Here is a 25,355-nt window from a genome sequence, read left to right on the forward strand (position 1 = left end):
CAGTATGCCCTGTTGACCGATTGTCGGGTGCAAAGTAAGTGTACAGAGTGCAACTATCCAACTGATTGGGTATAATGTAGCAATTTAGTTGAAGTTTGCTTGTTGGTGCATTGGGTTACCAGTGATAAATTCTATATATTTCCTAATTCACTCTTGTCAATTCATTCACCGTAATTATGCAAGTTCGTCTTGTCACTTTAGCTATTGAAGTACAGCAAACCACTGCAACTATCGGACAAAGACTGCCACAGAAATTGAAATCGCTTGTTTTTCTTTTGTCTTGCCTTATCTTTGCACTCGCAAACGTGAAGCACCTCATATTGGTGGTGCATTGCGACAGACAACATAGTATGAACTTTAAAAGAAAGAACAGCATGGCATTTATTGTATTTGAGGAAGAGGCATTCAACTATCTTGATGCCCAGTTGGAGAACTTCGTGAAGCGCATGGATAGAATCCGTGAACGCAGTGAGGACAAGACCATGAACAAGTGGCTCGACACACAGGACGTGTGTCAGATGCTCAACATCTGCCCTCGAACCGTGCAGACGCTTCGGGACAACGGAACGTTGGCTTACACGCAAATCAGCCACAAGACTTACTACAAGCCAGAGGACGTGATGGCTATCGTAGCTAAGGTGGAGGACAAGAAGAAGGATATGTGCTTCCGCAAGCGTACAGGATAAGAAGGCTGTATATAGCACAACCACTTAATCCAATGTAGTAAGTAAACCGAGTAACATAAGTATCAACTATAAAAACGAGACAATTATGAGCAATGAAGTAATGACAAGAAACAGCGAGTGGATGAACCACGTTGTGAGCCACCTCAATCGCATGGTTGACAACTTTGAGCGTATCGTCACGAACTACCGCCCTATGCTTGGCGGTGAGCGATTTATGACGGATAAGGAGCTTTGCGCCAAGCTGCAACTGAGCCGAAGAACCTTGCAGGACTACCGCAATAATGGTGTCATTCCGTATATCCAACTTGGCGGAAAGATACTCTACCGAGAGTCCGACATTCAAAAGATTCTGATGGCTAACTATCGTGAGGCGTACCGAATGAAGGGTGTGTAAGAGGAAAACAAGTCCTTGATGAGTGTGTGAAAAGAATAAGGCGACAACGTATAACTTACCGAGTGTGGTTGTTATATGTTGTCGCCTCGTTTTATTGGCTATATTGTGTTTGCCGAGTGTTCCTTGTATAGTCTGTATAAAATCTAATACCATGCTAAAACACTGCGGTGGTTCGCCCAAGTGGCTGGAGGCGCAAAGCCTCCAAGGAACGTTGCGGTAAACATCTCAGAGAAACGAAAGGTTGCCAATGCCCTAAAACGCATTTACCTGTTATGACACCTCCATTCACTTGCTGCAATCTCTTTGATACGACAGTGAATCAGTAAGTCTGTGCGTCAGTGGAAATCCATATATTTGAAACTTTGCTTAGTTGACTACATCCGTATTCCCATAGAGTTGTATAATAATGGCACTATTTTTCTCTTTTGCTCCGTATAGTCTCTTTGTAATCTCGTCACGAAACGATTTTGCACCATGCGAGTTGGTACGGAAACAAATGGCGACTATCATCGGGAAACTATACAATGTTTGCCAAACACCAACAGAAGTTTCTTCTTTACATTGGACTTCTGTGGCATCAAACATAGCCTCTTTGTAAATGGCTCTTATCACTGAATGAAGTTTCGGAGCGGTGACATAAAGCATATCTACCAACTCATTTTCACTCATCCACAAGTCCTCCAAGTTGGACGGAATGGAAAGCATTCCATTTCCGTCCACGGTGATAGTTGTTCTTTTCATACCGTTCCTCCCATTGTAGGTAGATGCCACTTGATTCTACTTTCAAAGACAGATATATCGTGTTCAAGTTTGGTGCTTGTCACCTTTGCGTAAATCTGCGTTGTGGTGATGTTCGTATGACCAAGAATCTTGCTTACGCTCTCTATCGGCATGCCATGTTCGAGGGCTAAAACTGCGAACGTGTGGCGTGAGACATGAAATGAAATTCGCTTCTTGATGCCACACATATTTGCAACCCTCTTTATTCTTTTATTTATCATGTCAAGAGAGCCGATGGCAAACAAATGTTCGTCTTTTCGGAATGGTTTGTATCGCTCTATAATCTGCAAAGACGACTCCATCAATTTTATCTTGAATGGGACACCTGTCTTTTGACGCTGCGAAACAATCCAAGGAGCATCGTTTATGTTGACAATGTTATCTTCCGTCAGATTCTTGATGTCAATGAAAGAAATACCTGTCCAACAGCCAAACAAAAACAGGTCTCTCGCAAAGGAAAAGTTAGGATTCTCCAACTTTATCCCTGCAAACATGCTCAGTTCCTCCTCCGTCAAAAACTCACGTTCCTTGTGGTCTGGGTCAACGTGATACATGGCAAAAGGATTTCTTGGAATCTTGCCATTGTAGTGTGCAGCCGTAACTATATGCTTTAGCGGAATGGAGTAAATCCAAATGGAGGATTGCGCAAGTCCTACCACGTTCTTCAAGTACAGGCAGAAATCGTGGATAAATTCCTCGGTCAACTCATTCATGGACATATCGCTGCGCTTGTACTGATACTTGATGAAATCTGCAACATACTTTCTCACCGTAAGATACTTGCGGTAAGTTCGTACCGCTCTGTCCTTGCCCACACGTTGTGCGAAGGCTGCATTCTCCTTGTCAAAGGCTCTGAGCAATGTCTCGTACTCCGTGCCGATACCTTGATAGGCGTTTCTCACCATTTCAGCGGTAACGAATGCCTCACGGTCTGAAAGACGTTGGTAGTGCTTTGTTATTTGAGCCTTGATGTTGTCAAGCGCAAAGTTCACCTCTTTGGCTTCCTTGCTCTTGCCGATGGCTCTGTTGCCCTTGGCATCCCAAATTGCTTTGGTAATGCTCTGCTTGCAACTGAACTGTGCGATAGTTCCGTTGATTGTCACTCGTCCCATGATTGGGACAATTCCGTTTCTCTCCTTGCTTCCATTTACATAGAAGACAGTCTTAAAAGTACTTCTCATAATTCCTTACATTTTGTTTGTGCAAAATTAAATCATGAGAGTCGCATGACGAAATCAAGACCTGTGCAGAATGGAGAAGTCTGAACCGAGACCGTTAAAAAGACTTATTAGGGCGTTTCTTTGAGGTAATGATTTGAAAGCGTTTCCACTTCTCAAATCTGCTTTTTCCGCAGTTTCTCGCCAATGCCACTTAAAGCCAACGACTACCACAACCACTTGAAACTCAAAATAAAAGCTCAAATCTGCTATTTTTTGCCTTTTGAGGCATTATTTTTGCTGAAAACCTTACACCTATTTTGCTGATTACTGATACTTTTCTGCTTTATGGCAGATATGATGCATTTTTTTCTTGTCTCTGCATGCTGTAAGTGTATGTTTTACGTTTTATTTACGGTTTGCTTGACTTGTGTTAAGAAAAAGAGGTTTTCCTGTGCCAATCTTGTTGTAATAACGTATAAGATCTCTATATATTATAAGGTTCGCGTACATTATATTATATATATCAGGAAATAGGTGTAGGTATATCTTCTAAAATGTAGTAAATAGACTTGCAAAAGAATACCGTTCATGTAGTCTACCTATGCTTTTTCTGCATTTTTTTTATTCTTTGAAATGAAAGTACGTTTATTCGGCAAAATAGTACATGGGTTTGTCGAAAAATATCCCTAACTTTGCAACCGTAAAACTTGACAGTGTAACTAACAATATGGACATAAAAATGAAGAATAGTAATGCAAAGGTTTTTAAGTTAATAATTATAAGTGTTCTGATAAGTGCGCTGGGTTCTTTGAACCTTCGCGCACAAATCAGAGGCAACAACATTGTGGTTTCGGTTACTCCTGATCATCAGAATTGGAACTACAAGGTAGGTGAGAAAGCTAACTTCACCGTCAATGTGAGAAAAAGCGGAACGCTTCTCGATAACGTCAAGATAGACTACGAAGCTGGTCCGGCAATGTTTCCGGAAGTGAAGAAGAGTGCTGTTCTGAAAGACGGAACCATGAAATGGAGTGGGGCGCTCAAGCAGCCGGGCTTCTATCGCTTCAAGGTGATAGCTCATGTAGATGGCAAGAATTATGAGGGACTTTGTACTGCAGGTTTCTCTCCAGAGAAGATCCAGCCGTTTGCCAAGGAACCGAAAGACTTTGATGCTTTCTGGAAGAAGGCATTGGATGAGGCAAGACAGAATGATCTGAATCCTACCAAGGTGCTCCTCCCAGAGCGTTGCACCAAGGATAAGAATGTATATGAAATCAGCTATAACAACAACCGCTGGGGCTCTAAGATGTATGGCATCCTGAGTGTTCCGGTCAAGGAAGGTAAATATCCTGCTCTTCTCCGTGTCCCTGGTGCCGGTGTCCGCCCTTATGCTGGCGATACCTATACAGCTCCTGCTGAGTGCATCGTGCTCGAAATCGGTATTCACGGTGTTCCTGTTACCATGGAGCAGAAGGTATATGATGATCTTGCCAATGGTGAACTGAATGGTTACTGGGATACCAATCTCGAAAATCCGAACCGCAACTCTTATAAGAGAGTCGTAACCGGTGCTGTCCGTGGTGTGGATTATATCGCATCCCTTCCAGAATGGAATGGCAAGACCATCGGTGTGACCGGTTCTTCACAGGGTGGATTCCTTTCTATCGCTGTGGCAGCTCTCGATAAGCGCATCACCTTCCTGGCTCCTGTTCATGATGCTATGTGTGATTATGAGGCTGAGATTCACGGAGTTGCTGGCGGTTGGCCACACTACTTCTATAAGGAAGACAAGGCACAGGGTGCTGCCTGGAAAGAGCAGAAACTGACTGATTTGGAGAAGGCGCGCCTCGAAGGTGCCCGCTATTATGATGGTGCCAACTTCGCCCGTCGCATCACTTGTCCGGGTTGGTATAGCTTCGGATATAATGACGAGGTGGTTCCTCCTACATCATCTTACGGACTTTACAATAGCGTAAAGGCTCCTAAGACCTTGAGTCTCTATCAGATGACTGGACATTTCTGGTATCAGGAGCAGTGGGATGAATGGCAGCGATTCATCGAAGCGCAGCTTCGAAAGTGAAGAGCGAAGAACGAAGAGTGAAGAAACAACGTTCGGCGTCCGAAGGGAAAGCCAATTCAAATGCTAATAACTTAACATTTAACACTTAATATTATAAAGATATGGTATTGAAGAAATATTTATTGAGTGCAGCTTGTCTGCTGGCGATGCAGGGAGCTATGGCTCAGGTGGACGGTGTCACTGGTGCATCAGTCCAGGCTGCCAATACATCCTGCTGCAAAGGCAAGAAAGATTGCAGCAAAACCCCTGCAGGACAGCTGAAGACTCGGTTGCAGAAATTATTAAGCAAGGGTATCATGTTGGGTCATCAGGATGACCCGGTGTATGGTACCACTTGGAAATGGGATGAAGGAAAGAGCGACGTGCTCCTCACTACGGGCGACTATCCTGCAGTGATGGGATTCGACCTCGGTAAGATAGAACTCGACAGCAAGGAAAATCTCGACGGCGTTCCTTTCGACCGTATGAGAAAGGAGATTCTGGCACAGCACAAGCGTGGCGGTATCGTAACCTTGAGTTGGCATCCATGGAATCCGGCAACAGGAGAGAATGCCTGGGATCCGAAGGGGGATGCCGTAGCTGCTGTTCTTGACGGAGGTGCTCAGCAGCAGAAGTTTGATGCATGGCTCAAGAAAGTATCAGATTTCATCCTCTCGTTGAAGAATGATAAAGGACAACTCGTTCCCGTTATCTTCCGTCCGTGGCATGAGATGAATGGCGGATGGTTCTGGTGGGGAGCCAACAGTTGTACACCTGCGCAATACAACCAACTTTACGCAAAAACCTATCACAGACTTACTGAAGCAGGGTGTAACAACATCGTATGGGCTTGGTCGCCAAATTTGGGAGACGAGAAGAATGTTGATGCTTTCTTGGAGCGTTATCCGGGTAATAAGTTCGTTGATCTGGTAGGCGTTGACATCTATGAGTTTGACAACAATGATGCCACCTATCAGAAGAATCTTACTGAGACATTGGATGTGATGATGCAGGCTGCCAAGAAAATCAACAAGATTCCTGCGCTCTCCGAGACAGGATGCCGAGGCATTTCGCAGAAGCAGAACTGGTTCACCCAGACTCTTTGGCCAGTACTTCAGAAGTATCAGTTGAGCTACGTTCTCTTCTGGCGCAATGCTTGGGACAAACCTCAGGAGGAAGCTTATCTCCCAGGAGTAGGTGATGGAGCCATCGTCAATGACTTCAAGGCATTCAAGAACGAAAAGAAAGTTCTTTTTGTCAAAGACATTGTAAAAGTAAAAAAGTAAAAAGGTAAAAAAGTAAAAAAGATATATTATGACAACATTTCAAGACAAAGTGAAGGCTCTCCGTGCTCATCATGAGGAATTGCTGAGCCGTAAGAATGAACCGGTAGAGTGGGGAAACGGTATCTACGAGAAATATAAGAACCCTATCCTTACCGCAGAACATACACCATTGGAGTGGCGCTACGACTTCGATGAAAAGAGCAATCCATACCTGATGCAGCGCATCATGATGAACGCTACCCTCAATTCCGGTGCCATCAAGTGGAACGGAAAGTATCTCCTCGTTGTTCGTGTGGAGGGTGCTGACCGCAAGAGTTTCTTTGCTGTAGCCGAGAGCCCTAACGGTATCGACAACTTCCGTTTCTGGGATGAGCCTATCACCATGCCTGAGGATGTGGTTCCTGCTACCAATATCTATGATATGCGACTCACCGCTCATGAGGATGGTTACATCTATGGCGTGTTCTGTGCTGAGCGTCATGATGATGATCAGCCAGGTGACCTCAGTGCTGCAACAGCAACAGCTGCTATCGCACGTACCAAGGACTTGGTTAACTGGGAACGTCTTCCTGATTTGAAGACCAAGAGTCAGCAGCGTAATGTGGTTCTCCACCCAGAGTTCGTTGATGGTAAGTATGCTTTCTATACCCGTCCACAGGATGGTTTCATCGATACAGGTTCAGGCGGTGGTATCGGCTGGGCATTGGTTGATGATATCACCCATGCTGAAATCAAGGAAGAGAAGATCATCAATGCCCGTCACTATCATACCATTCAGGAGGTGAAGAACGGTGAGGGTCCTCATCCTATCAAGACTGATAAGGGATGGTTGCACCTGGCTCACGGTGTTCGTGGCTGTGCCAGCGGTCTCCGCTATGTACTTTATATGTATATGACATCTCTTGAGGATCCTACAAAGGTGATTGCAGAGCCAGGTGGATACCTTCTCGTACCGGAAGGTCCTGAGTATATCGGTGATGTAATGAATGTAGTCTTTGCCAATGGTTGGATTGCAGATGAGGATGGCAAGGTATTCATCTACTATGCTTCTTCTGATACACGTATGCATGTAGCTACTTCTACTATCGACCGTCTGGTTGATTACTGCATGAATACACCAAAGGACGACTATCGCACTCAGTTCTCAGTAGAGAAGATCAAGGCTTTGGTTGCAAAGAATAAGGAAACATTAAATAAGTAATTTTTTTCATAGGTATTAAGATTGTAGGGATTCTTTACCCTCGTACGTATTATAAATATGTACGAGGGGCGAATCCCTTTTTTGAATAAGTGAAGAGTGAAGAACGAAGAGTGAAGAATTCAACGGCTTTACTAATCATAAAGTTCAAAGCTCAAAGTTCAATGTTCAAAGCTTAAAGTTCAAAGTTCAAAATTCAAAGTTCAAAGTAAAACAATGGCTAGTATAAAAGAAAAAATTGCTTATGCACTCGGTGATGCCGCTGCCGGTGGTATCGTATGGAAGGTGATGTCTATTGCATTTCCTCTGTTTTTTACCAATGTCTTCGGACTCTCTTTTGCCGATGCTGCGGTGCTGATGCTCGTGGCTCGTATGTTCGATGTGGTTACCGACCCGTTGATGGGTAGTCTTGCTGACCGTACCCAGAGCCGTTTCGGCACCTATCGTCCTTGGCTCATCTATGGTGCCATTCCTTTCGGATTGATATTTGCACTCTTGCTCTACACGCCAGACTTCGGTCCTGTAGGCAAGCGAATCTATGCTTATGCCCTCTATCTCCTGATGATGGCGGTATATACTATGGTGAATGTTCCTTACGGTTCATTGCTTGGTGTGATGACCGAAGATGATGATGAGAAGAACCAGTTCTCTTCTTTCCGTATGGTGGGAGCTTATGCGATGGGTTTCGCTACCTTGCTTTCCTTCCCATATCTCCAGAAGATGGTAGGTGGAAATGCTGCTCATCAGTATGCAGTCATTGGTGCCGTACTCGGTATCATTGCTGCCGTGATGACCTTGGCTTGTGGACTCCTCACCAAGGAACGTCTCAAGCCAAAGCGTGCTGAGAAATTCTCCTTTAAGCAGTTTGCTGACCTGGTTCACAACAAGGCATGGCTCTATATGACTGCCATCGCCGTCTGCACCAACTTCTTCAACGGTTTCCGCTATGCTGTAGCCGGTTATATGTTCGATTACTGTCTGCATGGCAATGTAACCATCGAGGGATTGATCATCAACTATACCGTATTCATGGCATTCGGTGAGGTAACCTGTATGATTTTCGGAGGTGTTTCTCCATGGTTTACCCGCAAGGTAGGCAGCAAGCGCATGGCTTTCTTCTGGGCAGCTGTTCTCTGTCTGGTTCTCTCCGTGGCATTCTTCTTCATCCCAATGGATCCAGCTTATATCTGGGTGATGATTGCCTTGGTTGTCCTGACTTCTGTAGGTATCGGTATCTATTCTCCATTGATGTGGTCTATGTATGCCGATGTAGCCGACTATCATACTGAGCATTTCGGAACCTCAGCTACCGGTTTGATTTTCTCATCAGGTACGATGAGCCAGAAGTTTGGTACCGCCATTTCCGGTTCTCTTATCGCCCTTTTCCTGGGTTGGGCAGGTGCCAACATGATTACAGACGATATGGGTAATACGATGATCGATCCAGCCAGTGTCACCGACTCTGTGCTCACGATGGTATGGTCATTGTTCTCACTCTTCCCTGCTGTCATTGCCTTCCTGTTGATGGTATTGTCATGGAAGTTCCCTATCAAGAAGTAGAATGATGTACAACTGATAATCACTTGAAAAATGGAAAACTTGAAAGAAACAATGAAGGATGTCCTGGAGAACAACATCCTCAAGTATTGGATTGACAAGGTGAAAGATGAGGAAAACGGCGGCTTCTACGGTCGTGTAGATGGTAATGACCAGGTACATCCTGAAGCCGAGAAAGGTGCTGTGATGAATGCCCGCATCCTTTGGGCGTTCTCTGCTGCCTACCGTGTGTTGAAGAAACCGGAGTATCTGGAGGCTGCCACCCGCGCCAAGGAGTATGTCCGTGATCATTTCCTGGACAAGGAATATGGCGGCATCTACTGGAGCGTAGATTACAAGGGTAATCCGCTCGATACCAAGAAGCAGACCTATGCCATCGGTTTTGCCATCTATGGCTTCTCGGAGTATGCTCGTGCCACAGGTGATCAGGAAGCGCTGGATATCGCCATCTCACTGTATCATGACATCGAGAAACATGCCTTTGATGCCAAGAACAATGGTTATATCGAAGCTTTGACCCGTGAATGGAATCCGATTGCCGACATGCGTCTCTCGGATAAGGACGAGAATGGTTCCCGCACCATGAATACCCATCTCCATATCATCGAGCCTTACACCAACCTCTATCGCGTTTGGAAGACTCCGGAACTGGAGAAGAGCATCCGCAATCTTCTCGATATCTTCACCGATAAGTTGCTCAATAAGGAGACTTATCACCTCGACCTCTTCTTCAATGATGAGTGGGAGGGCAAGAGAAATATAGAGAGTTACGGTCATGACATCGAGGCATCCTGGTTACTCCACGAAACCGCCCTCGTATTGGGTGATAAGGAGGTGCTTCATAAGATTGAGCGCCTCATCCGCCGTATTGCTGAGGCTGCTGATGAAGGTTTGCGTCCTGATGGCAGTATGGTTTATGAGCATTGGAAGGATGGCGATAAGTTCGATCTGCAGCGCCAGTGGTGGGTGCAGTGTGAGAACATCATCGGCCATATCGACCTTTACCAGTATTTCCGTACCGAGGAGAATCTCCTGGTTGCCATCCAGTGCTTGAACTATGTGGCAAAGCATCTCTTGGACGCCAAGAACGGTGAGTGGCATTGGGCTATCCTCGAAGATGGCACAGTTAATACTGTAGATGATAAGGCTGGTTTCTGGAAATGTCCTTACCATAACTCCCGCATGTGTCTCGAACTCATCGAACGAGACTATTAGACAGAAACACACATTTGAATAGTTGATTTTATAAGTTGATCCCGCAGTTTTGCAGATTATGCTGTTTTTTATTCTTAATAGGGAATAATTGGCGTAATTTGCGAAATCTGCGGGACTTTTTTTGTTTATCCCAAATATTTGTTGTAATTTTGCAGTCAATGCAGGGCGCTAGCCCCATGATTAAATATTAAATGTAAATTATTCATTCAAAATAAATGTATATAGCAATAGCAGGAAACATCGGTAGCGGTAAGACCACGTTGACCAAGATGCTCGCCAAACACTATGGCTGGAAGAAGTATTTGGAGCCCGTGGCTGATAACCCCTATATCGATGACTATTACAAGGACATCCCCCGATGGGCACTCAACATGGAAGTGTTCTATCTCAAGCAGCGATTCAAAAATCTGCTCGAAATCCAGCATAGTACGGAGACGGTCATCCAGGACCGTACCATCTTCGAAGGTGTATATGTCTTTGCAGCAAACAACCGCAGAATGGGCAATATGGACCAGCGCGATTATGAAACCTACATGGAACTCTTCGAGTCGATGATGGAAGTGGTAGAGATGCCGAAACTCATGATTTATCTCCGTTCCTCAGTCCCTCATCTCGTCAAGAATATCCAGAAGCGGGGACGCGACTATGAACAGAAGATGCCTATCGATTATCTGGAAGGTATCAACAATCTCTACGAAGATTTCATCATGAACAAATATACCGGCAATGTGCTCATTGTGGAAGTAGACAATCTCGACTTCGAGCACAACCCCAAGCAGTTTGGTGACATCATCGATAAGATTGATGCCAAGCTCTTCGGCCTCTTTTCTTAAAAGTAAAAGGGTAAAAAGGTAAAAAAGTAAAAGCAAGAAGAACTAATCATAAAGTTCAAAGCTCAAAGTTCAACGTTCAAAGTAAAAAAGATGCATATAGCAATAGCAGGAAATATAGGTAGCGGCAAGACTACATTAACCAAGATGCTTGCCAAAAGATATGGTTGGAAGGCAAACTTCGAACCAGTAGATAATAATCCGTATCTGGCTGATTTTTATCAGGATATGGAACGCTGGGCGTTCAATCTTCAGATCTATTTCTTGAACAAGCGATTCCATGATGTCGTGGAAATCTCCCGTTCAGAACAGAACATCGTACAGGACCGTACTATCTTCGAGGATGCCCGCATCTTCGTTCCTAATCTTCATGACCTCGGTAAGATGAGCGATAGGGATTTCGATAATTATACCGATCTCTTCGATCTGATGATTAGTCTGGTGAAGCTCCCAGACCTGATGATTTACATCAAGAGCAGTATCCCTACGCTCGTTAAGCACATTGAGAAGCGAGGCAGAGACTTCGAGAAGAGTATCCGCATCGACTATCTCCAGGGCTTGAACAACCGTTACGAAGAATGGATCAAGAGTTACAAGGGTCGCCTCATCATCGTTGATGGTGACAATCTGGAGTTTGGTGAGAATCCTGAAGACTTCCGTAAGGTGACCGATCTGATAGATGCTGAACTCTTCGGGCTCTTCAAATAAGAACTTAACCTTAGCCAGTGGTTCAACATGACCGTGTCATAAACCTAGATACAGTTGGTGCATAACTGTTGACCACCGCATGCACATCACCTGATGTACGAGCGCACAACAGCTGATATGCAAGCGCACAACAGCTGTTGTGCGGCCAGAGAAGCTATATATCTTAAAAACATATACTATCTTTTCCAACAACATATCAATAGTATACAACAGACAAAGAGGGTGTGTCATAATTTTATGACACACCCTCTTTGTCTGTTTCCCAATAGCTTATTGAAGCAATAAGCTAAAGAATTGATTTATCTCTTGATAAACTTACCTTTCTTCCGGCTGATGACAAAACCCTTGGCGGCTTTGCCTACTGGCTGACCAGAGAGGTTGAAGAGCTTTTCTTCTTCCTGGTCTCCCTGGATAGTAGGAGGGAGAATACCGGAAGTGCCTTTGGCAAAGACCAGATGGATGGCCTGCTTGCCCAAAGCCAGATTCTCACTATTACTCTTGCTCACCATGTTCTGTGGCAACCATGCACGGTAAGGCGATAACTGCGAGCCGGTAAACTTGTAGAAACCTAATCCCCAGGTACTCTTGTATGACAAGACGTAACCGTTGTTGTTGTCGGAAGATATATATTCCGACGTTGGGTTACCCTTCAGGATGGTAGGAACATCGCTTTTACGGGAAGTGGAGTGGAAGGCATACATATAGGATTCAGCTCCTTTCTCTTCTTCTTCGAGTGAAGGTAATCCCACATTCTTTCTCTCGATGTTGGTACGTTCTCTGTCGAGCGTAGGAACAGAATCGTCTATCGTCGTCGTGGTAATCTTTGAATACAACATGAGGGAAACCTTGGTACCTGTACCTGCTGGAAACCAGAAGGTTGTACCCGGTCCGAAGACGCACCTGTTATCAAACTGTTCGTTCCTGATATATCCCTTCTTGCCTATATCGCACCAGAGGACAGCATCTCTCCAGTGTTCCGAATCTACACTGTTTTCACGCACTTTCACCCATACTTTTGAGGTCCAGAACATCTGCTTGTTCTTGCCGATATTCACGGTTTGAGCGCTTACCTTTCTGGCTTCTTTCGTTGAAGGATCTGTTGACGACTCTGTAGAAGCGTCTTCATATTCCTTCACTTTTCTGGCGAAGTCATCCCACATTTTGGCTTTCCTCACCATCCTGCCAGTAGTCCACGATATAGTTGGTAGCAGTTTCGGCTGTCTTTTCAAAGAATATTGTTTTTCATTTAAGAATCTTTAACTGTGTAGAATGCTGTGTGCGCATGGCTAATTAGAACACGTGCGTACCTAAATATATTATACTTAACTTTCGCATGTGGGGAAGTTAGGGAAGTTAAGAGAAGTTAGGGAAGTTAGAGAGAAGTTAAGGGACAAATGCCTTTTGGGCGTGGTTTTTAAGCTGCAAGACATACCTTCGGTATAAATTTTGCCCTGAATTTAACATTTAACACTTTTAATTTCTTTTCTTTCAGAATTATTTGTTACCTTTGCAACCGCTTAGAAGCAATTAAATAAATAACGTTATAACAATTTTTATGAACTTTACACTATTTATCACCGTTTTGCTGACGGCTGTAACCTTGGTGGTGGCTGCTTATGTCATCGCGAAGCTCATCGGTCCTCGTTCATACAATCCGGTAAAGGGTGAACCTTTTGAGTGTGGTATTCCGACACGTGGCAGCTCTTGGTTGCCATCACACATCGGCTACTATCTCTTCGCCATCCTTTTCCTGATGTTTGATATCGAGACTGTCATGCTTTACCCATGGGCAGTTGTCGTTAAGCAGTTTGGACCTATGGCTCTCGTGAGCATCGGGTTCTTCCTGTTGGTATTGGTATTTGGCCTTGCATACGCTTGGCGGAAAGGAGCGTTGGAATGGAAGTAAACAAAAGAGCCTCTATCAAGAGTATTCCTTACGACGAGTTTAAGGACAATGACACTCTCGAAAAGATTGCGCAGGAGCTCAATGAGGGTGGTGCTAACGTGGTAGTCGGTTCGCTCGATGCTGCCATCAACTGGGGACGTAGTAACTCACTCTGGTCTTTGACCTTCGGTACTTCTTGCTGTGGTATCGAGTTCATGGCTGTAGGTTGTGCACGTTACGACTTCTCCCGTTTTGGTTTCGAGGTAACCCGTAACTCTCCACGTCAGGCTGACTTGATCATGTGTGCCGGTACTATTACCAATAAGATGGCACCAGTGTTCAAGCGTTTGTATGATGAAATGGCTGAGCCTAAGTATGTGGTAGCTGTGGGTGGATGTACCATCTCTGGCGGTCCGTTCAAGAAGAGCTACAATGTGGTTCGTGGTATCAGCGAGTTGGTTCCTGTGGATGTTTACATCCCTGGTTGTCCTCCACGCCCTGAGGCTATCCTTTACGGTATGATGCAGTTGCAGCGTAAGGTAAAGGTTGAGAAATTCTTCGGTGGTGCTAACCACAAGATGACTCAGGATGAAAAGGAACTCTCTATGAGCAAGGGTGGTCTTCGCGGCTTGAGCAACGAGAACCTCTCTGACAGCGAGAAGCTCGGACACAAGGAGCCTATCATCGTAACTGAAGTACCTGAGGATTTCGACCCTCAGAAAGGTCTAACTGATTAATATAATAAGGTATAAGAACATGAAACTGAATAATATTGAATTGAGTTTTGATAATTTCGCCTCAGAAATGGCGAAGTTGAAGAACGAGAAGCATTTCGACTACCTTGTTACCATCATCGGTGAAGACTTCGGTGAGGAAGGTCTCGGATGTATCTATATTCTCGAAAATACTCAGACCAACGAGCGCTGCTCGGTAAAGACCATCGCCAAGAAGGTGGATGGCAGTGATGTGATTCCTACAGTTATCAATCTCTGGAAGGTGGCTGACCTCCTGGAGCGTGAAGTCTTCGATTTCGTCGGCATCAAGTTCCTGGGTCACCCGGACATGCGTCGTCTCTTCCTCCGTACCGATTTCCAGGGCTATCCATTGCGCAAGGACTTCGATATGAGTCCTGAGGCAAACAAGTTCCCTTGTACTGATGAGCCAGAGGATGACTTCACCGTGGAGTATTCCTTGAGCGAAGATGGCCATCTCGTTGCTACAGAGAAGCGTCGCTTCGATGAGGATGAGTATGTTGTCAATATCGGTCCTAACCACCCATCTACCCACGGTGTGCTCCGTCTGCAGACCGTTGTTGATGGTGAGACCGTGAAGCGCATCTATCCACACCTCGGTTATATCCACCGTGGTATCGAGAAGATGTGGGAGAACATGACCTATCCACAGACATTGGCATTGACCGACCGTCTGAACTATCTTTCTGCGATGATGCACCGCCACGCTCTGGTAGGCGTTATCGAAGAGGCGATGGGTATCGAACTCTCAGACCGTATCCGCTACATCCGTACCATCATGGATGAGTTGCAGCGTATCGACTCACACTTGTTGTACCTCGGCTGTACCGCACAGGACTTGGGTGCCTTGACTGCATTCCTTTACTGTATGCGTGACCGTGAACACGTATTGAACGTGATGGAGGAGACAACCGGTGGCCGTCTGATCCAGAACTACTACCGTATCGGTGGCCTTCAGGCAGATATCGACCCTAACTTCGTTCAGAACGTGAAGACCCTCTGCAAGTATCTCCGTCCGATGATTCAGGAGTACCTCGACGTATTCGGCGACAACGTGATTACTCACAACCGTCTCGAAGGCGTAGGTCCAATGAACTATGAGGATTGTATCAACTATGCCGTAACCGGTCCTGCTGGTCGTGCATCAGGTTGGAAGAACGATACCCGCAAGCGTCATCCATACGATATGTACGACAAGGTAGAGTGGAAGGAAATTACCCTTACCGGTTGCGATTCAATGGATCGTTACTATGTGCACATCCAGGAGTTGTATCAGAGCTTGGACATCATCGAGCAGTTGATCGACAACATTCCAGAGGGTGAGTACTACATCAAGCAGAAGCCAATCATCAAGGTTCCAGAGGGACAGTGGTACTTCTCTGTAGAGGGTGCCAGCGGCGAGTTTGGTGTATATCTCGACTCAAAGGGTGACAAGAGTCCATACCGTATGAAGATGCGTCCGATGGGCTTGTCTTTGACAGGTGCGCTCGACCCAATGCTTCGTGGACAGAAGATCGCCGACCTCATCACTACAGGTGCAGCAATCGATTTCGTAATCCCTGATATTGATAGATAATTATGTTTGATTTTAGTATAGTAACAACATTCATCGACAATCTGCTTCGCCAGACCTTGGGTTTGGGCGACTTCCTGTCGATTCTGATTGAGTGCGTGCTCGTGGGTATCTGTATTTTGACAGCATACGCCCTCATCGCTATCGTACTTATCTTCATGGAGCGTAAGGTGTGTGCCTACTTCCAGTGCCGTCTCGGCCCTATGCGTGTAGGTCCTTGGGGTATTTTCCAGGTATTCGCCGACGTGCTCAAGATGTTGATCAAGGAGATCTTCGCAGTAGATAGAGCCGACAAGCTGCTCTACTACATGGCACCATTCCTCGTGATCATTGCCTCTGTAGGTACTTTCTCATTCCTTCCATGGAACAAGGGAGCACATATTCTTGACTTCAACGTGGGTGTATTCCTCATCACAGCCGTAAGTTCTATCGGCGTGCTGGGTGTGTTCCTCGCTGGTTGGGCATCTAACAACAAGTACTCTGTGGTATCTGCCATGCGTGGTGCCGTACAGATGATTTCTTACGAGATGTCTCTCTGCCTCTGCCTGATTTCTGCAGTAGTTCTCACCGGAACCATGCAGGTAAGCGGTATCGTTGAGGCTCAGACTGGTGCCTGGAACTGGTTGATTATCAAGGGTCATGTACCAGCAATCCTGGCTTTCCTCGTATTCCTCGTAGCAGGTAATGCTGAGGCAAACCGTGGTCCTTTCGACTTGGCTGAGGCTGAGAGTGAGTTGACCGCAGGTTACCACACTGAGTATTCAGGTATGGGCTTCGGTTTCTACTACCTGGCTGAGTACCTTAACCTCTTCGTGATTTCTGGTATTGCTTCTACCGTATTCCTCGGTGGTTGGGCACCATTGAACATCGGTATCGAGGGCTTCGACAATCTGATGAACCTCATCCCAGGTTTCATCTGGTTCTTCGGTAAGACCTTCGCGGTGGTATGGCTCCTGATGTGGGTACGTTGGACATTCCCACGTCTCCGTATCGACCAGATTCTGAAGTTGGAGTGGAAGTATCTGATGCCATTGTCACTCGTCATCCTGATCTTGATGACAGTATGCGTAGCATTCGGAATCCACGGATAATCTTTAATACACATTATTATAATAATAAGAAAGTATGTCTAACAATTCATATTTCGGCGGTATTGCAGCGGGTTTGAAGACCCTCGCTACAGGTATGAAGGTAACCATGAAGGAGTACTTCACACCAAAGAGCACAGAGCAGTATCCTGAGAACCGCAAGACTACACTCCACATCTCTCCACGTTTCCGTGGACGCTTGGTCTTTGTTCGTGATGAGAACGAGGCTTACAAGTGTGTGGGTTGTACATTGTGTGAGAAGTCATGCCCTAACGATACCATCAAGATTCAGACCGAGATGGTGGAGGACCCAGAGACAGGCAAGAAGAAGCGCAAGTTGGTGGATTACCAGTACGACTTGGGCGACTGCATGTTCTGCGAGCTCTGTGTCAACGCATGTAACTTCGGTGCAATCAAGTTTGTCAACGATTTCGAGAATGCAGTCTTCGACCGCAACAAGTTGGTGATGCACCTTGACAAGGAGGTATATAAGGGCGGTAGCCTTCCAAACCTCATCGAGGGTGGTGCACCATTGGAAATCGGTAAGTTTAACACCAAGACTAAGTAAGGAGGACATTAGACAATGATAACAGCTAATTTATTTATGTTCGTCATCTTGGCAGTAGTCATCCTTGGCTCAGCCATCATGTGCGTAGCTACCAAGCGTATCATGCGTGCGGCAACCTTCCTGTTGTTCGTACTCTTCGGTATTGCAGGCATGTTCTTCCTGCTCGACTATACCTATCTGGGTGCTGCTCAGATTTCAGTATATGCGGGCGGTATTACCATCCTCTACGTCTTCGCTATTCAGTTGGTATCCAAGCGTACCCTCCAGGGACTTCTGGAGCACATGAAGGGTAGCAAGGCTATTGGTCGCGCACTCGTCTGCCTCGTAGGTTTCGTAACCTTGGCAGTCATCGTGTTGAAGAATCACTTTATTGATATGGCTGCAACTGTAGCCGACACCGAGGTGCCAATGGACCAGGTAGGTTCTGCACTGGTAGGTGCTGACAAGTATGGCTATGTATTGCCATTCGAGTTTATCTCCGTATTCCTGTTGGCATGTATCATCGGTGGTATCTTAATCGCAAGAAAGGAGGATAAGAAATGATTCCAGTACAATATTTCTTCGTGCTCTCAGCACTCTTGTTCTTCATCGGAGTCTATGGCTTCTGTACACGCCGTAACCTCGTAGCCATGCTCATCTCCGTAGAGCTTGTATTGAATGCAGCCGATTTGAACTTCGCTGTGTTCAACCGCATCCTCTTCCCAGGACAGTTGGAAGGTTTCTTCTTCACATTGTTCTCTATCGGAGTAGCAGCAGCCGAGACAGCCGTAGCGCTCGCTATTATTATCAACGTTTACCGCAACTATCACAGTGACCAGGTGAACAGTATTGAAAACATGAAATTCTAAAAGACAATGGAATACAATTATGCATTTTTGATACTTCTTCTGCCATTCCTGAGCTTCCTGGTTCTGGGACTTGTGGGTATGAAGATGAAAAGACCGGTAGCAGCACTCATCGGTACCGTATTGATGGGCTGTGTATTCGCGATGTCTGTCTATACAGCATACGAGTACTTCTTTGCAGTGGGTCGTGATGCCTCTACAGGTATGTACCCAACTGTTACCGTATTTAATTTCACATGGTTGAAGTTTACTGAGTTGCTCACCTTCAACATCGGTTTCCGTCTGAGCCCAATCTCCGTATTGATGCTCATCGTGATTACCACCGTCAGCTTCATGGTTCACATCTATAGCTTCGGCTATATGGCAGAGCGTGATGAGAACTACAAGGTTGAGGAATATGAGAAGGGTATGCAGCGTTTCTACGCTTACCTGAGCCTCTTCACCATGTCAATGTTGGGCTTGGTAGTAGCTACCAACATCTTCCAGATGTATCTTTTCTGGGAGTTGGTGGGTGTGTGCTCATACCTGCTCATCGGTTTCTACTATCCAAAGCATGCTGCAGTACATGCCAGCAAGAAGGCGTTCATCGTAACCCGTTTCGCTGACCTCTTCTTCCTCATCGGTATCCTGTTCTACAGCTTCTATGTAGGAACCTTCAACTACGACTTGAATGCTCAGCCAGAGCTCAACTCTGCTTTGGCAGGTGCAGCTTGGGTAATGCCAACAGCGTTGTTCCTCATGTTCATCGGTGGTGCCGGTAAGAGTGCGATGTTCCCATTGCACATCTGGTTGCCAGATGCGATGGAGGGTCCAACACCTGTTTCTGCGTTGATCCACGCCGCTACCATGGTTGTAGCCGGTGTATATCAGGTAGCCAGCCTCTTCCCAATCTGGGTACAGTATGCTCCTGAGACATTGCACTATGTAGCTTACATTGCAGCCTTCACCGCATTCTATGCAGCAGCCGTAGCTTGCTGCCAGCGTGATATCAAGCGTGGTCTGGCTTTCTCTACAATCTCTCAGATTGCCTACATGCTCGTAGCTCTCGGTGTCTGCTTCGCAGTAGATAACCACCACGGTGGTTTGGGTTACATGGCTGGTATCTTCCACCTGTTTACCCACGCTATGTTCAAGGCATTGCTCTTCCTCTGCTCTGGTGCCATCATCGTCATCATCGGCAGCAACTTCAAGGATTACATGGGCGGTCTGCACAAGTACATGCCTATTACCAACATCTGCTTCCTCATCGGTTGCTTGGCGATTGCAGGTATTCCTCCATTCGCAGGTTTCTGGTCAAAGGATGAGATTATCTCAGCATGCTTCCAGTTCTCTCCATTCATGGGCTGGTTCATGACCGTGGTAGCTGGTATGACAGCATTCTACATGTTCCGTCTCTACTACGTCATCTTCTGGGGACAGAGCTACTATGAGCTTGATCCTGAGAACCGTCGCAAGCCACAGGAGGTTCCATTCGTGATGTGGGGTCCATTGGTATTCCTCGCCATCATCTCTTGCCTCTGCGGTTTGATTCCATTCGGTCACTTCGTATCTGCTACAGGTCAGAGCTACGATATCCATATCGACATGAGCGTGGCAACTACTTCTGTGATTGTTGCAATCATCGGTATCGGTTTGGCTACATATATGTATGCTCCTAAGAAGACTCCATTGGCAGACGCTTTGGCTAAGAAGATGCCTAAGTTGCACAAGGCAGCGTTGAACCGTTTCTATATCGACGATGCTTGGCAGTTCTTCACTCACAAGATTGTCTTCGGTTGCTTCTCAAAGCCAATCGCATGGTTCGACCGTCGCGTTATCGATGGTACCTTCAACTTCATGGCTTGGGGTACACAGGAGGCAGGCGAGACCATCCGTCCATGGCAGAGTGGTGATGTTCGCAGCTATGCTATCTGGTTCCTCACTGGTACCGTAGCATTGACATTGTGCCTGCTCGCACTTCTTTAATGAAAGTCTCACAATTAAGTAAATAGAAAAGAAATGAATTTAAGTATATTCGTCATAGTACCACTCCTGATGTTGCTCGGCCTCTGGTTGGCACGCAACGACAAGCAGGTTCGTGGTGTGATGGTAGCAGGTGCCAGCGTATTGCTCGGTCTCTCCATCTATTTGGTGTTTGCATTTCTCGAAGCTCGTGAGACAATGCCAGCCGACCAAGCTCCGATGCTCTTCACCTACTGTGTGCCTTGGTTTGAACCATTGCACATCAACTATTCACTCGGTGTGGATGGTATCTCAGTGGTGATGCTTCTCCTGACTTCTATCATCGTGTTCACCGGTACATTTGCTTCCTGGCAGATGGAGCCAATGAAGAAGGAATACTTCCTCTGGTTCACACTCCTGAGCATCGGTGTATATGGCTTCTTCATCTCAATCGACATGTTCACTATGTTCATGTTCTATGAGGTTGCGCTGATTCCTATGTACCTCCTCATCGGTGTATGGGGTAGTGGTGCAAAGGAGTATTCAGCCATGAAGTTGACTTTGATGTTGATGGGTGGTTCAGCCCTTTTGGTTATCGGTATCCTGGGAATCTACTTCTACAGTGGTGCTCAGACCTTCGAAATCCTCGATATCGCTCACCATACTAATGGTGCTCATGCGATTCCAGAGAGCGTGCAGAACGTGTTCTTCCCATTGCTCTTCATCGGTTTCGGTATCCTCGGTGCGCTGTTCCCATTCCACACATGGTCTCCTGACGGTCACGCAAGTGCGCCAACAGCTGTATCTATGTTGCATGCCGGTGTATTGATGAAGCTTGGTGGTTACGGTTGCTTCCGTATTGCCATGTTCCTCTTGCCAGCTGCTACTCACGGATTCTGGATCAAGGTGTTCCTCGTACTGACTACTATCTCTATTGTATATGGTGCTTTGTCAGCATGTGTACAGACCGACTTGAAGTACATCAACGCTTACTCATCAGTATCTCACTGTGGTATGGTGCTCTTCGCTCTCTGTATGATGACCGAGACAGCTGCTACTGGTGCTATCCTCCAGATGTTGTCTCACGGTTTGATGACCGCCCTCTTCTTCGCCGTTATCGGTATGATTTACCATCAGGCTGGTACACGTGACGTACGTTACCTGGGTGGTTTGATGAAGATCATTCCATTCCTCTCTGTAGGTTATGCAGTAGCAGGTTTGGCTAACCTCGGTTTGCCAGGTTTCTCAGGTTTCGTAGCTGAGATGACCATCTTCGTAGGTGCCTTCCAGAATGCAGATATGTTCCATCGTGTATGTACCATCATCGCATGTACCTCTATCGTAGTAACAGCGGTTTACATCTTGCGTTGTGTAGGTAAGATCCTTTATCAGAAGGTTCCTAGTCCTAAGTTGGAGAAGCTCCACGATGCTACATGGGACGAGCGTATCGCTGTAGCAGGTCTGATTGCCTGCGTTGCAGGTCTCGGTATGTTCCCACTTTGGGCAGAGGAGATTATCAGGGACGCTGTAGGTCCAATCTTTAGTGTAATCATGTAATAAATATCAGAAGAAATGAATTACAGTCAATTTTTAAATATGATTCCAGAAGCTACCCTGATGGTAGTTCTGTTGATCACTTTCATTGCTGACTTCTGCAGTTCCAAGAGCGCAGACCGTAAGTGGTTCAATCCTCTGGTATGTCTCTTGATGGTGGCTCACATTGTCATCAACATCTTCCCTACAGAAGCCACAGAGGCATTTGGCGGCATGTACACAACAGGTCCTGCTGCCGGTGTCTTGAAGACTATCCTGGCTTTGGGTACCCTCATCGTGATGGTACAGGCTAAGGAGTGGTTGAGCCGTAAGGACACAGCCTTCAAGGAGGGTGAGTTCTATATGTTGATTATCTCTACCTTGCTCGGTATGAACATGATGGTAAGTGCCAACCACTTCCTCCTGTTCTTCCTCGGCCTCGAAATGGCATCCGTGCCAATGGCGTGCTTGGTAGCCTTCGATAAGTACCGTCACAATTCTGCTGAGGCAGGTGCTAAGTTCGTTTTGACCGCTACTTTCTCTAGCGGTGTAATGATCTACGGTATCTCTCTGCTCTATGCTGCTTGTGGTACTTTGTATTTCGATGATGTAGCAAAGGTTATCTCTGCATCACCATTGACCATCGCCGGTATGGTATTCTTCTTCAGTGGTCTCGGTTTCAAGATTTCCTTGGTTCCTTTCCACTTCTGGACAGCCGATTCATACCAGGGTGCACCAACTACTGTTACAGGTTACTTGTCAGTAGTATCTAAGGGTGCTGCAGCGTTTACTCTCTGCGCTATTCTCATGAAGGTGTTCCAGCCAATGGTAGAGTACTGGACCGTGTTGCTTTACATCGTGATTGTACTTTCTATCACTATCGCCAACCTGTTTGCCATCCGTCAGAGCGACCTGAAGCGTTTCATGGCATTCTCTTCTATCTCTCAGGCAGGTTACATCATGTTGGCAGTGGTAGGTAACTCAGCGATGAGCGTGAGCGCCTTGACTTACTATGTATTGATTTACGTAGTAGCCAACCTGAGCGTCTTCACCATCATCTCATCTATTGAAGAGCACAACAACGGTACAGTTCAGATGGACAGCTACAACGGTTTGTATAAGACCAACCCACGTCTGGCATTCCTGATGACCTTGGCATTGTTCTCATTGGGTGGTATTCCTCCATTCGCCGGTATGTTCTCGAAGTTCTTCGTGTTCATGGCAGCAGTTGGTACACACGATATCCACACCACATTGGGTGCATGGGCATACGGCGTAGTATTCATCGCGTTGGTAAACACAGTTATCAGCTTGTACTACTATTTGCTCATCGTGAAGGCTATGTTCATCAAGCACAGCGACAATCCGCTTCCTACTTTCCAGAGCGCATGCTCAACCAAGTTGGCACTTGCAATCTGCACAGTAGGTATCGTAGCATTCGGTATTTGCTCATTCGTCTTCGACTGGATTTCAGTTGCAGTGAATGCGTAAATCATCAATAATTTATAAAAATCCCAGCAATCGGTAAAAGATTGCTGGGATTTTTTTTGGTATTGTCTGAATTTTGCAGTAATTTTGCACCCCGAAAGAGGCATGGTGCCTCAAGTAATCAATAATAAATATTAATTAATCAATATAAAAAGGATGGATAAGTTACCAATGAATGATGTTCCGATGCTCGTAAGTGCCATCAACTTCCTGCTTCGTGACCACGAGTTTGATACACTCGATGAGATTTGTAATCACTTCAATGTGAACCGTGCAGCATTAGAAACCAAAATGGCTACTCAGGGCTTTGAGTGGTCAGAGCAGCAGAAGAAATTCTGGTAAGAGCACCCTATAAACTATAAATTATAAATTGTAAATTATTAATTAATTATGACTCCTCCTCGACCCTTGTGGAAGTCTGTACAAGACTATGTAATGATTGCGATAGGAATGATTTCCTACGCCATTGGATGGAACGTATTCCTCTTGCCTACCAATGTGACGGCAAGCGGACTGCCTGGTATTTCCAGTATCATCTATTGGGCAACTGGTTGCCCTGTGCAAATTCCGTATTTCATCGCCAACGCCACCTTATTAATATGTGCGTTCAAGATTTTGGGAGCTAAGTTCTGCGTCAAGACCGTTTATGCCGTCATCGTGGTAACCGCCTTGACCTCCTTCTTCTCCAGTCGTTTAGGCGATATTCATCTCTTGGAAAATCAACCTTTATGGGCTGCTTTCCTGGGTGCCGTTTTCTGCGGCTGCGGAATCGGACTCGGTTTCTCTGTTGGTGGAAGTACGGGTGGTACGGATATCATCGCAGCCATCGTCAACAAGTATCGCGACATTTCTCTGGGTAGAGTGATTATGATATGCGACATCTTTATCATCAGTTCCAGTTACCTGGTGGTTCACGATTGGGAGAAGGTGTTATATGGTTATGTAGTCCTTTGTGTTCAGGCATTCTGTATCGACCAGGTGGTGAACAGCAGAAGACGAAGTGTACAGTTCTTTATCATTTCAAAGAAGTATGAGGAGATAGGCAAGCGCATCAATGTAGATGCTGATAGGGGAGTAACGGTGGTGAATGCCAGCGGTTTTTATTCCGGTCAGGATGTGAAGATGCTGTTCGTGCTGGCCAAGCAGCGCCAGGCTCCAGCTATCTTCCGTCTTATCAGCGAGATAGATCCACATGCCTTTGTCAGTCAGAGTGCCGTTATCGGTGTGTATGGTGAAGGTTTTGACAAGATTAAATATAAAAGCAAAAAAGAGCATGGAGTTTAATCCATGCTTTTTTTGTTGGCCTCCATCTTACACTCTTACTCATTCTTAAATCTGCGTCATCTGCGAAATCAGCGTGACAAAACTCTTTAGCTATAGACCGAAGTTGATCTCTGCCAGCCATGTCGCTACATTAAACGATGGACAGGCTTTGCGGACACCTGGGAGGTCACAATGGCCCAGTATCTCGGCATCAGGATAGTCGGTAGCTAGACCGTTGAGAAGGTCTTCCATCATCTCCTTCTGTTCGGGAGTGCGGGTGTCGGCAGGGTTCCCGTTCTAGTCAAGACCTCCCTCATAACAGATGCCGATGCTGTGGGCATTGTAGTGACGGGCATGAGCGCCTATCTCGTTCTCTGGACGGCAGGGATAGACCACGCCATCCTTCGTAATGTAATAGTGGTAGCCGATGCTCTTGAAGCCTCTTGCCTTGTGGCAGGCTTCCAACTGCTCTACTGTGAAATTCTTGTTGACTCGTGTGGCACTGCAGTGGACCACAATCAAGTCGATTCTTCTTGGATTTTTCAT

At 46.0% G+C, this 25,355-nt stretch carries 24 protein-coding genes and 1 pseudogene; 21 read left to right on the plus strand and 4 right to left on the minus strand.

What is annotated here, in order from left to right; translation table 11 throughout:
• The first annotated feature begins 374 nt into the window (after positions 1–374).
• Both F7D73_RS06525 and F7D73_RS06530 read left to right on the plus strand, forming a co-directional pair.
• A complete protein-coding gene (locus F7D73_RS06525; protein ID WP_153123238.1) occupies positions 375–686 on the plus strand; it encodes a helix-turn-helix domain-containing protein in 312 nt (103 codons plus the stop codon).
• Positions 687–771: 85 nt separating this feature from the next.
• Positions 772–1,080, plus strand: a complete 309-nt coding sequence (locus tag F7D73_RS06530; RefSeq protein WP_153123240.1) for a helix-turn-helix domain-containing protein — start codon at positions 772–774, stop codon at positions 1,078–1,080.
• Positions 1,081–1,446: 366 nt separating this feature from the next.
• Here the strand turns inward: F7D73_RS06530 and F7D73_RS06535 are convergent, their stop codons facing one another.
• Positions 1,447–1,821, minus strand: a complete 375-nt coding sequence (locus F7D73_RS06535) for a hypothetical protein (protein WP_153123242.1) — start codon at positions 1,819–1,821, stop codon at positions 1,447–1,449.
• Positions 1,818–3,041 carry a site-specific integrase gene (locus F7D73_RS06540; RefSeq protein WP_153123244.1) on the minus strand — a complete coding sequence of 408 codons (1,224 nt, stop codon included), beginning with the start codon at positions 3,039–3,041 and terminating at the stop codon, positions 1,818–1,820. The genes F7D73_RS06535 and F7D73_RS06540 overlap by 4 nt, the downstream gene beginning before the upstream one ends.
• Positions 3,042–3,759: 718 nt before the next feature.
• On the opposite strand from F7D73_RS06540, the gene F7D73_RS06545 reads away from it, so the two are divergent.
• The 7 genes from F7D73_RS06545 to F7D73_RS06575 all read left to right on the plus strand — a co-directional run bounded on the left by F7D73_RS06545 (position 3,760) and on the right by F7D73_RS06575 (position 11,873).
• Positions 3,760–5,100, plus strand: a complete 1,341-nt coding sequence (locus F7D73_RS06545) for an acetylxylan esterase (RefSeq protein WP_153123246.1) — start codon at positions 3,760–3,762, stop codon at positions 5,098–5,100.
• Positions 5,101–5,201: 101 nt separating this feature from the next.
• The gene (locus tag F7D73_RS06550) at positions 5,202–6,365 is read left to right on the plus strand and encodes a glycoside hydrolase family 26 protein (RefSeq protein WP_228117653.1); all 1,164 of its coding nucleotides are present in this window, start codon (positions 5,202–5,204) and stop codon (positions 6,363–6,365) included.
• A gap of 28 nt (positions 6,366–6,393) precedes the next feature.
• Positions 6,394–7,566 carry a glycoside hydrolase family 130 protein gene (locus tag F7D73_RS06555; RefSeq protein WP_153123248.1) on the plus strand — a complete coding sequence of 391 codons (1,173 nt, stop codon included), beginning with the start codon at positions 6,394–6,396 and terminating at the stop codon, positions 7,564–7,566.
• A 213-nt stretch (positions 7,567–7,779) separates the two neighbouring features.
• The gene (locus tag F7D73_RS06560) at positions 7,780–9,123 is read left to right on the plus strand and encodes an MFS transporter (protein WP_153123250.1); all 1,344 of its coding nucleotides are present in this window, start codon (positions 7,780–7,782) and stop codon (positions 9,121–9,123) included.
• Positions 9,124–9,153: 30 nt separating this feature from the next.
• Positions 9,154–10,335: an AGE family epimerase/isomerase gene (locus F7D73_RS06565; protein WP_194256866.1), complete on the plus strand. Its 1,182-nt coding sequence runs from the start codon at positions 9,154–9,156 to the stop codon at positions 10,333–10,335.
• A gap of 215 nt (positions 10,336–10,550) precedes the next feature.
• The gene (locus F7D73_RS06570) at positions 10,551–11,168 is read left to right on the plus strand and encodes a deoxynucleoside kinase (RefSeq protein ID WP_153123252.1); all 618 of its coding nucleotides are present in this window, start codon (positions 10,551–10,553) and stop codon (positions 11,166–11,168) included.
• 90 nt (positions 11,169–11,258) lie between these two features.
• On the plus strand, positions 11,259–11,873 hold the full coding sequence (locus tag F7D73_RS06575; protein WP_153123254.1) for a deoxynucleoside kinase: 615 nt from the start codon (positions 11,259–11,261) through the stop codon (positions 11,871–11,873).
• Between the two features lie 299 nt (positions 11,874–12,172).
• On the opposite strand, the gene F7D73_RS06580 is transcribed toward F7D73_RS06575, so the two are convergent.
• The gene (locus F7D73_RS06580; protein ID WP_153123256.1) at positions 12,173–13,102 is read right to left on the minus strand and encodes a hypothetical protein; all 930 of its coding nucleotides are present in this window, start codon (positions 13,100–13,102) and stop codon (positions 12,173–12,175) included.
• Positions 13,103–13,428: 326 nt separating this feature from the next.
• Between F7D73_RS06580 and F7D73_RS06585 the strand changes: the two genes are divergently transcribed.
• The 12 genes from F7D73_RS06585 to F7D73_RS06640 all read left to right on the plus strand — a co-directional run bounded on the left by F7D73_RS06585 (position 13,429) and on the right by F7D73_RS06640 (position 24,830).
• Positions 13,429–13,779, plus strand: coding sequence for an NADH-quinone oxidoreductase subunit A (locus F7D73_RS06585; protein WP_089542947.1), 351 nt, complete (start codon positions 13,429–13,431; stop codon positions 13,777–13,779).
• On the plus strand, positions 13,770–14,495 hold the full coding sequence (locus tag F7D73_RS06590) for an NADH-quinone oxidoreductase subunit B (protein WP_006846361.1): 726 nt from the start codon (positions 13,770–13,772) through the stop codon (positions 14,493–14,495). The genes F7D73_RS06585 and F7D73_RS06590 overlap by 10 nt, the downstream gene beginning before the upstream one ends.
• Positions 14,496–14,514: 19 nt before the next feature.
• A complete protein-coding gene (locus F7D73_RS06595) occupies positions 14,515–16,086 on the plus strand; it encodes an NADH-quinone oxidoreductase subunit C (protein WP_153123258.1) in 1,572 nt (523 codons plus the stop codon).
• Between the two features lie 2 nt (positions 16,087–16,088).
• Positions 16,089–17,174, plus strand: a complete 1,086-nt coding sequence (nuoH, locus tag F7D73_RS06600) for an NADH-quinone oxidoreductase subunit NuoH (protein WP_118312448.1) — start codon at positions 16,089–16,091, stop codon at positions 17,172–17,174.
• A gap of 34 nt (positions 17,175–17,208) precedes the next feature.
• Entirely contained in the window at positions 17,209–17,739 is a 531-nt protein-coding gene (locus F7D73_RS06605; RefSeq protein ID WP_089542943.1) for a NuoI/complex I 23 kDa subunit family protein, read from the plus strand.
• Positions 17,740–17,754: 15 nt separating this feature from the next.
• Positions 17,755–18,282 carry an NADH-quinone oxidoreductase subunit J family protein gene (locus F7D73_RS06610; RefSeq protein WP_153123260.1) on the plus strand — a complete coding sequence of 176 codons (528 nt, stop codon included), beginning with the start codon at positions 17,755–17,757 and terminating at the stop codon, positions 18,280–18,282.
• Positions 18,279–18,587 carry an NADH-quinone oxidoreductase subunit NuoK gene (gene nuoK / locus F7D73_RS06615; RefSeq protein ID WP_117663960.1) on the plus strand — a complete coding sequence of 103 codons (309 nt, stop codon included), beginning with the start codon at positions 18,279–18,281 and terminating at the stop codon, positions 18,585–18,587. Before F7D73_RS06610 ends, nuoK begins: the two co-directional genes overlap by 4 nt.
• A gap of 6 nt (positions 18,588–18,593) precedes the next feature.
• Complete coding sequence (nuoL, locus tag F7D73_RS06620; RefSeq protein WP_118081956.1) at positions 18,594–20,549, plus strand: NADH-quinone oxidoreductase subunit L; 1,956 nt, start codon at positions 18,594–18,596, stop codon at positions 20,547–20,549.
• Positions 20,550–20,582: 33 nt separating this feature from the next.
• Entirely contained in the window at positions 20,583–22,082 is a 1,500-nt protein-coding gene (locus F7D73_RS06625; RefSeq protein WP_153123263.1) for a complex I subunit 4 family protein, read from the plus strand.
• A gap of 15 nt (positions 22,083–22,097) precedes the next feature.
• Positions 22,098–23,549, plus strand: coding sequence for an NADH-quinone oxidoreductase subunit N (locus F7D73_RS06630; protein WP_153123265.1), 1,452 nt, complete (start codon positions 22,098–22,100; stop codon positions 23,547–23,549).
• A gap of 153 nt (positions 23,550–23,702) precedes the next feature.
• A complete protein-coding gene (locus tag F7D73_RS06635; protein WP_118312451.1) occupies positions 23,703–23,888 on the plus strand; it encodes a DUF4250 domain-containing protein in 186 nt (61 codons plus the stop codon).
• A 48-nt stretch (positions 23,889–23,936) separates the two neighbouring features.
• Positions 23,937–24,830, plus strand: coding sequence for a YitT family protein (locus F7D73_RS06640; RefSeq protein WP_153123267.1), 894 nt, complete (start codon positions 23,937–23,939; stop codon positions 24,828–24,830).
• A 90-nt stretch (positions 24,831–24,920) separates the two neighbouring features.
• Here F7D73_RS06640 and F7D73_RS06645 read toward each other — a convergent pair.
• Positions 24,921–25,355 (minus strand): annotated as a pseudogene (locus F7D73_RS06645) (N-acetylmuramoyl-L-alanine amidase).

The sequence above is a fragment of the Segatella copri genome, assembly GCF_009494395.1.
Lineage (GTDB): Bacteria > Bacteroidota > Bacteroidia > Bacteroidales > Bacteroidaceae > Prevotella.

What these genes read in the sequence shown, in the direction of transcription:
- F7D73_RS06555 (WP_153123248.1), top strand. Translation starts at nt 6,394, where the DNA reads ATGACAACATTTCAAGACAAAGTGAAGGCTCTCCGTGCTCATCATGAG.
- F7D73_RS06590 (WP_006846361.1), top strand. Translation starts at nt 13,770, where the DNA reads ATGGAAGTAAACAAAAGAGCCTCTATCAAGAGTATTCCTTACGACGAG.
- F7D73_RS06550 (WP_228117653.1), top strand. Translation starts at nt 5,202, where the DNA reads ATGGTATTGAAGAAATATTTATTGAGTGCAGCTTGTCTGCTGGCGATG.
- F7D73_RS06545 (WP_153123246.1), top strand. Translation starts at nt 3,760, where the DNA reads ATGAAGAATAGTAATGCAAAGGTTTTTAAGTTAATAATTATAAGTGTT.
- F7D73_RS06610 (WP_153123260.1), top strand. Translation starts at nt 17,755, where the DNA reads ATGATAACAGCTAATTTATTTATGTTCGTCATCTTGGCAGTAGTCATC.
- F7D73_RS06565 (WP_194256866.1), top strand. Translation starts at nt 9,154, where the DNA reads ATGGAAAACTTGAAAGAAACAATGAAGGATGTCCTGGAGAACAACATC.
- F7D73_RS06630 (WP_153123265.1), top strand. Translation starts at nt 22,098, where the DNA reads ATGAATTACAGTCAATTTTTAAATATGATTCCAGAAGCTACCCTGATG.
- F7D73_RS06570 (WP_153123252.1), top strand. Translation starts at nt 10,551, where the DNA reads ATGTATATAGCAATAGCAGGAAACATCGGTAGCGGTAAGACCACGTTG.
- nuoL (WP_118081956.1), top strand. Translation starts at nt 18,594, where the DNA reads ATGGAATACAATTATGCATTTTTGATACTTCTTCTGCCATTCCTGAGC.
- F7D73_RS06635 (WP_118312451.1), top strand. Translation starts at nt 23,703, where the DNA reads ATGGATAAGTTACCAATGAATGATGTTCCGATGCTCGTAAGTGCCATC.
- nuoH (WP_118312448.1), top strand. Translation starts at nt 16,089, where the DNA reads ATGTTTGATTTTAGTATAGTAACAACATTCATCGACAATCTGCTTCGC.
- F7D73_RS06585 (WP_089542947.1), top strand. Translation starts at nt 13,429, where the DNA reads ATGAACTTTACACTATTTATCACCGTTTTGCTGACGGCTGTAACCTTG.
- F7D73_RS06560 (WP_153123250.1), top strand. Translation starts at nt 7,780, where the DNA reads ATGGCTAGTATAAAAGAAAAAATTGCTTATGCACTCGGTGATGCCGCT.
- F7D73_RS06535 (WP_153123242.1), bottom strand. Translation starts at nt 1,821, where the DNA reads ATGAAAAGAACAACTATCACCGTGGACGGAAATGGAATGCTTTCCATT.
- F7D73_RS06575 (WP_153123254.1), top strand. Translation starts at nt 11,259, where the DNA reads ATGCATATAGCAATAGCAGGAAATATAGGTAGCGGCAAGACTACATTA.
- F7D73_RS06625 (WP_153123263.1), top strand. Translation starts at nt 20,583, where the DNA reads ATGAATTTAAGTATATTCGTCATAGTACCACTCCTGATGTTGCTCGGC.
- nuoK (WP_117663960.1), top strand. Translation starts at nt 18,279, where the DNA reads ATGATTCCAGTACAATATTTCTTCGTGCTCTCAGCACTCTTGTTCTTC.
- F7D73_RS06605 (WP_089542943.1), top strand. Translation starts at nt 17,209, where the DNA reads ATGTCTAACAATTCATATTTCGGCGGTATTGCAGCGGGTTTGAAGACC.
- F7D73_RS06640 (WP_153123267.1), top strand. Translation starts at nt 23,937, where the DNA reads ATGACTCCTCCTCGACCCTTGTGGAAGTCTGTACAAGACTATGTAATG.
- F7D73_RS06525 (WP_153123238.1), top strand. Translation starts at nt 375, where the DNA reads ATGGCATTTATTGTATTTGAGGAAGAGGCATTCAACTATCTTGATGCC.
- F7D73_RS06595 (WP_153123258.1), top strand. Translation starts at nt 14,515, where the DNA reads ATGAAACTGAATAATATTGAATTGAGTTTTGATAATTTCGCCTCAGAA.
- F7D73_RS06540 (WP_153123244.1), bottom strand. Translation starts at nt 3,041, where the DNA reads ATGAGAAGTACTTTTAAGACTGTCTTCTATGTAAATGGAAGCAAGGAG.
- F7D73_RS06530 (WP_153123240.1), top strand. Translation starts at nt 772, where the DNA reads ATGAGCAATGAAGTAATGACAAGAAACAGCGAGTGGATGAACCACGTT.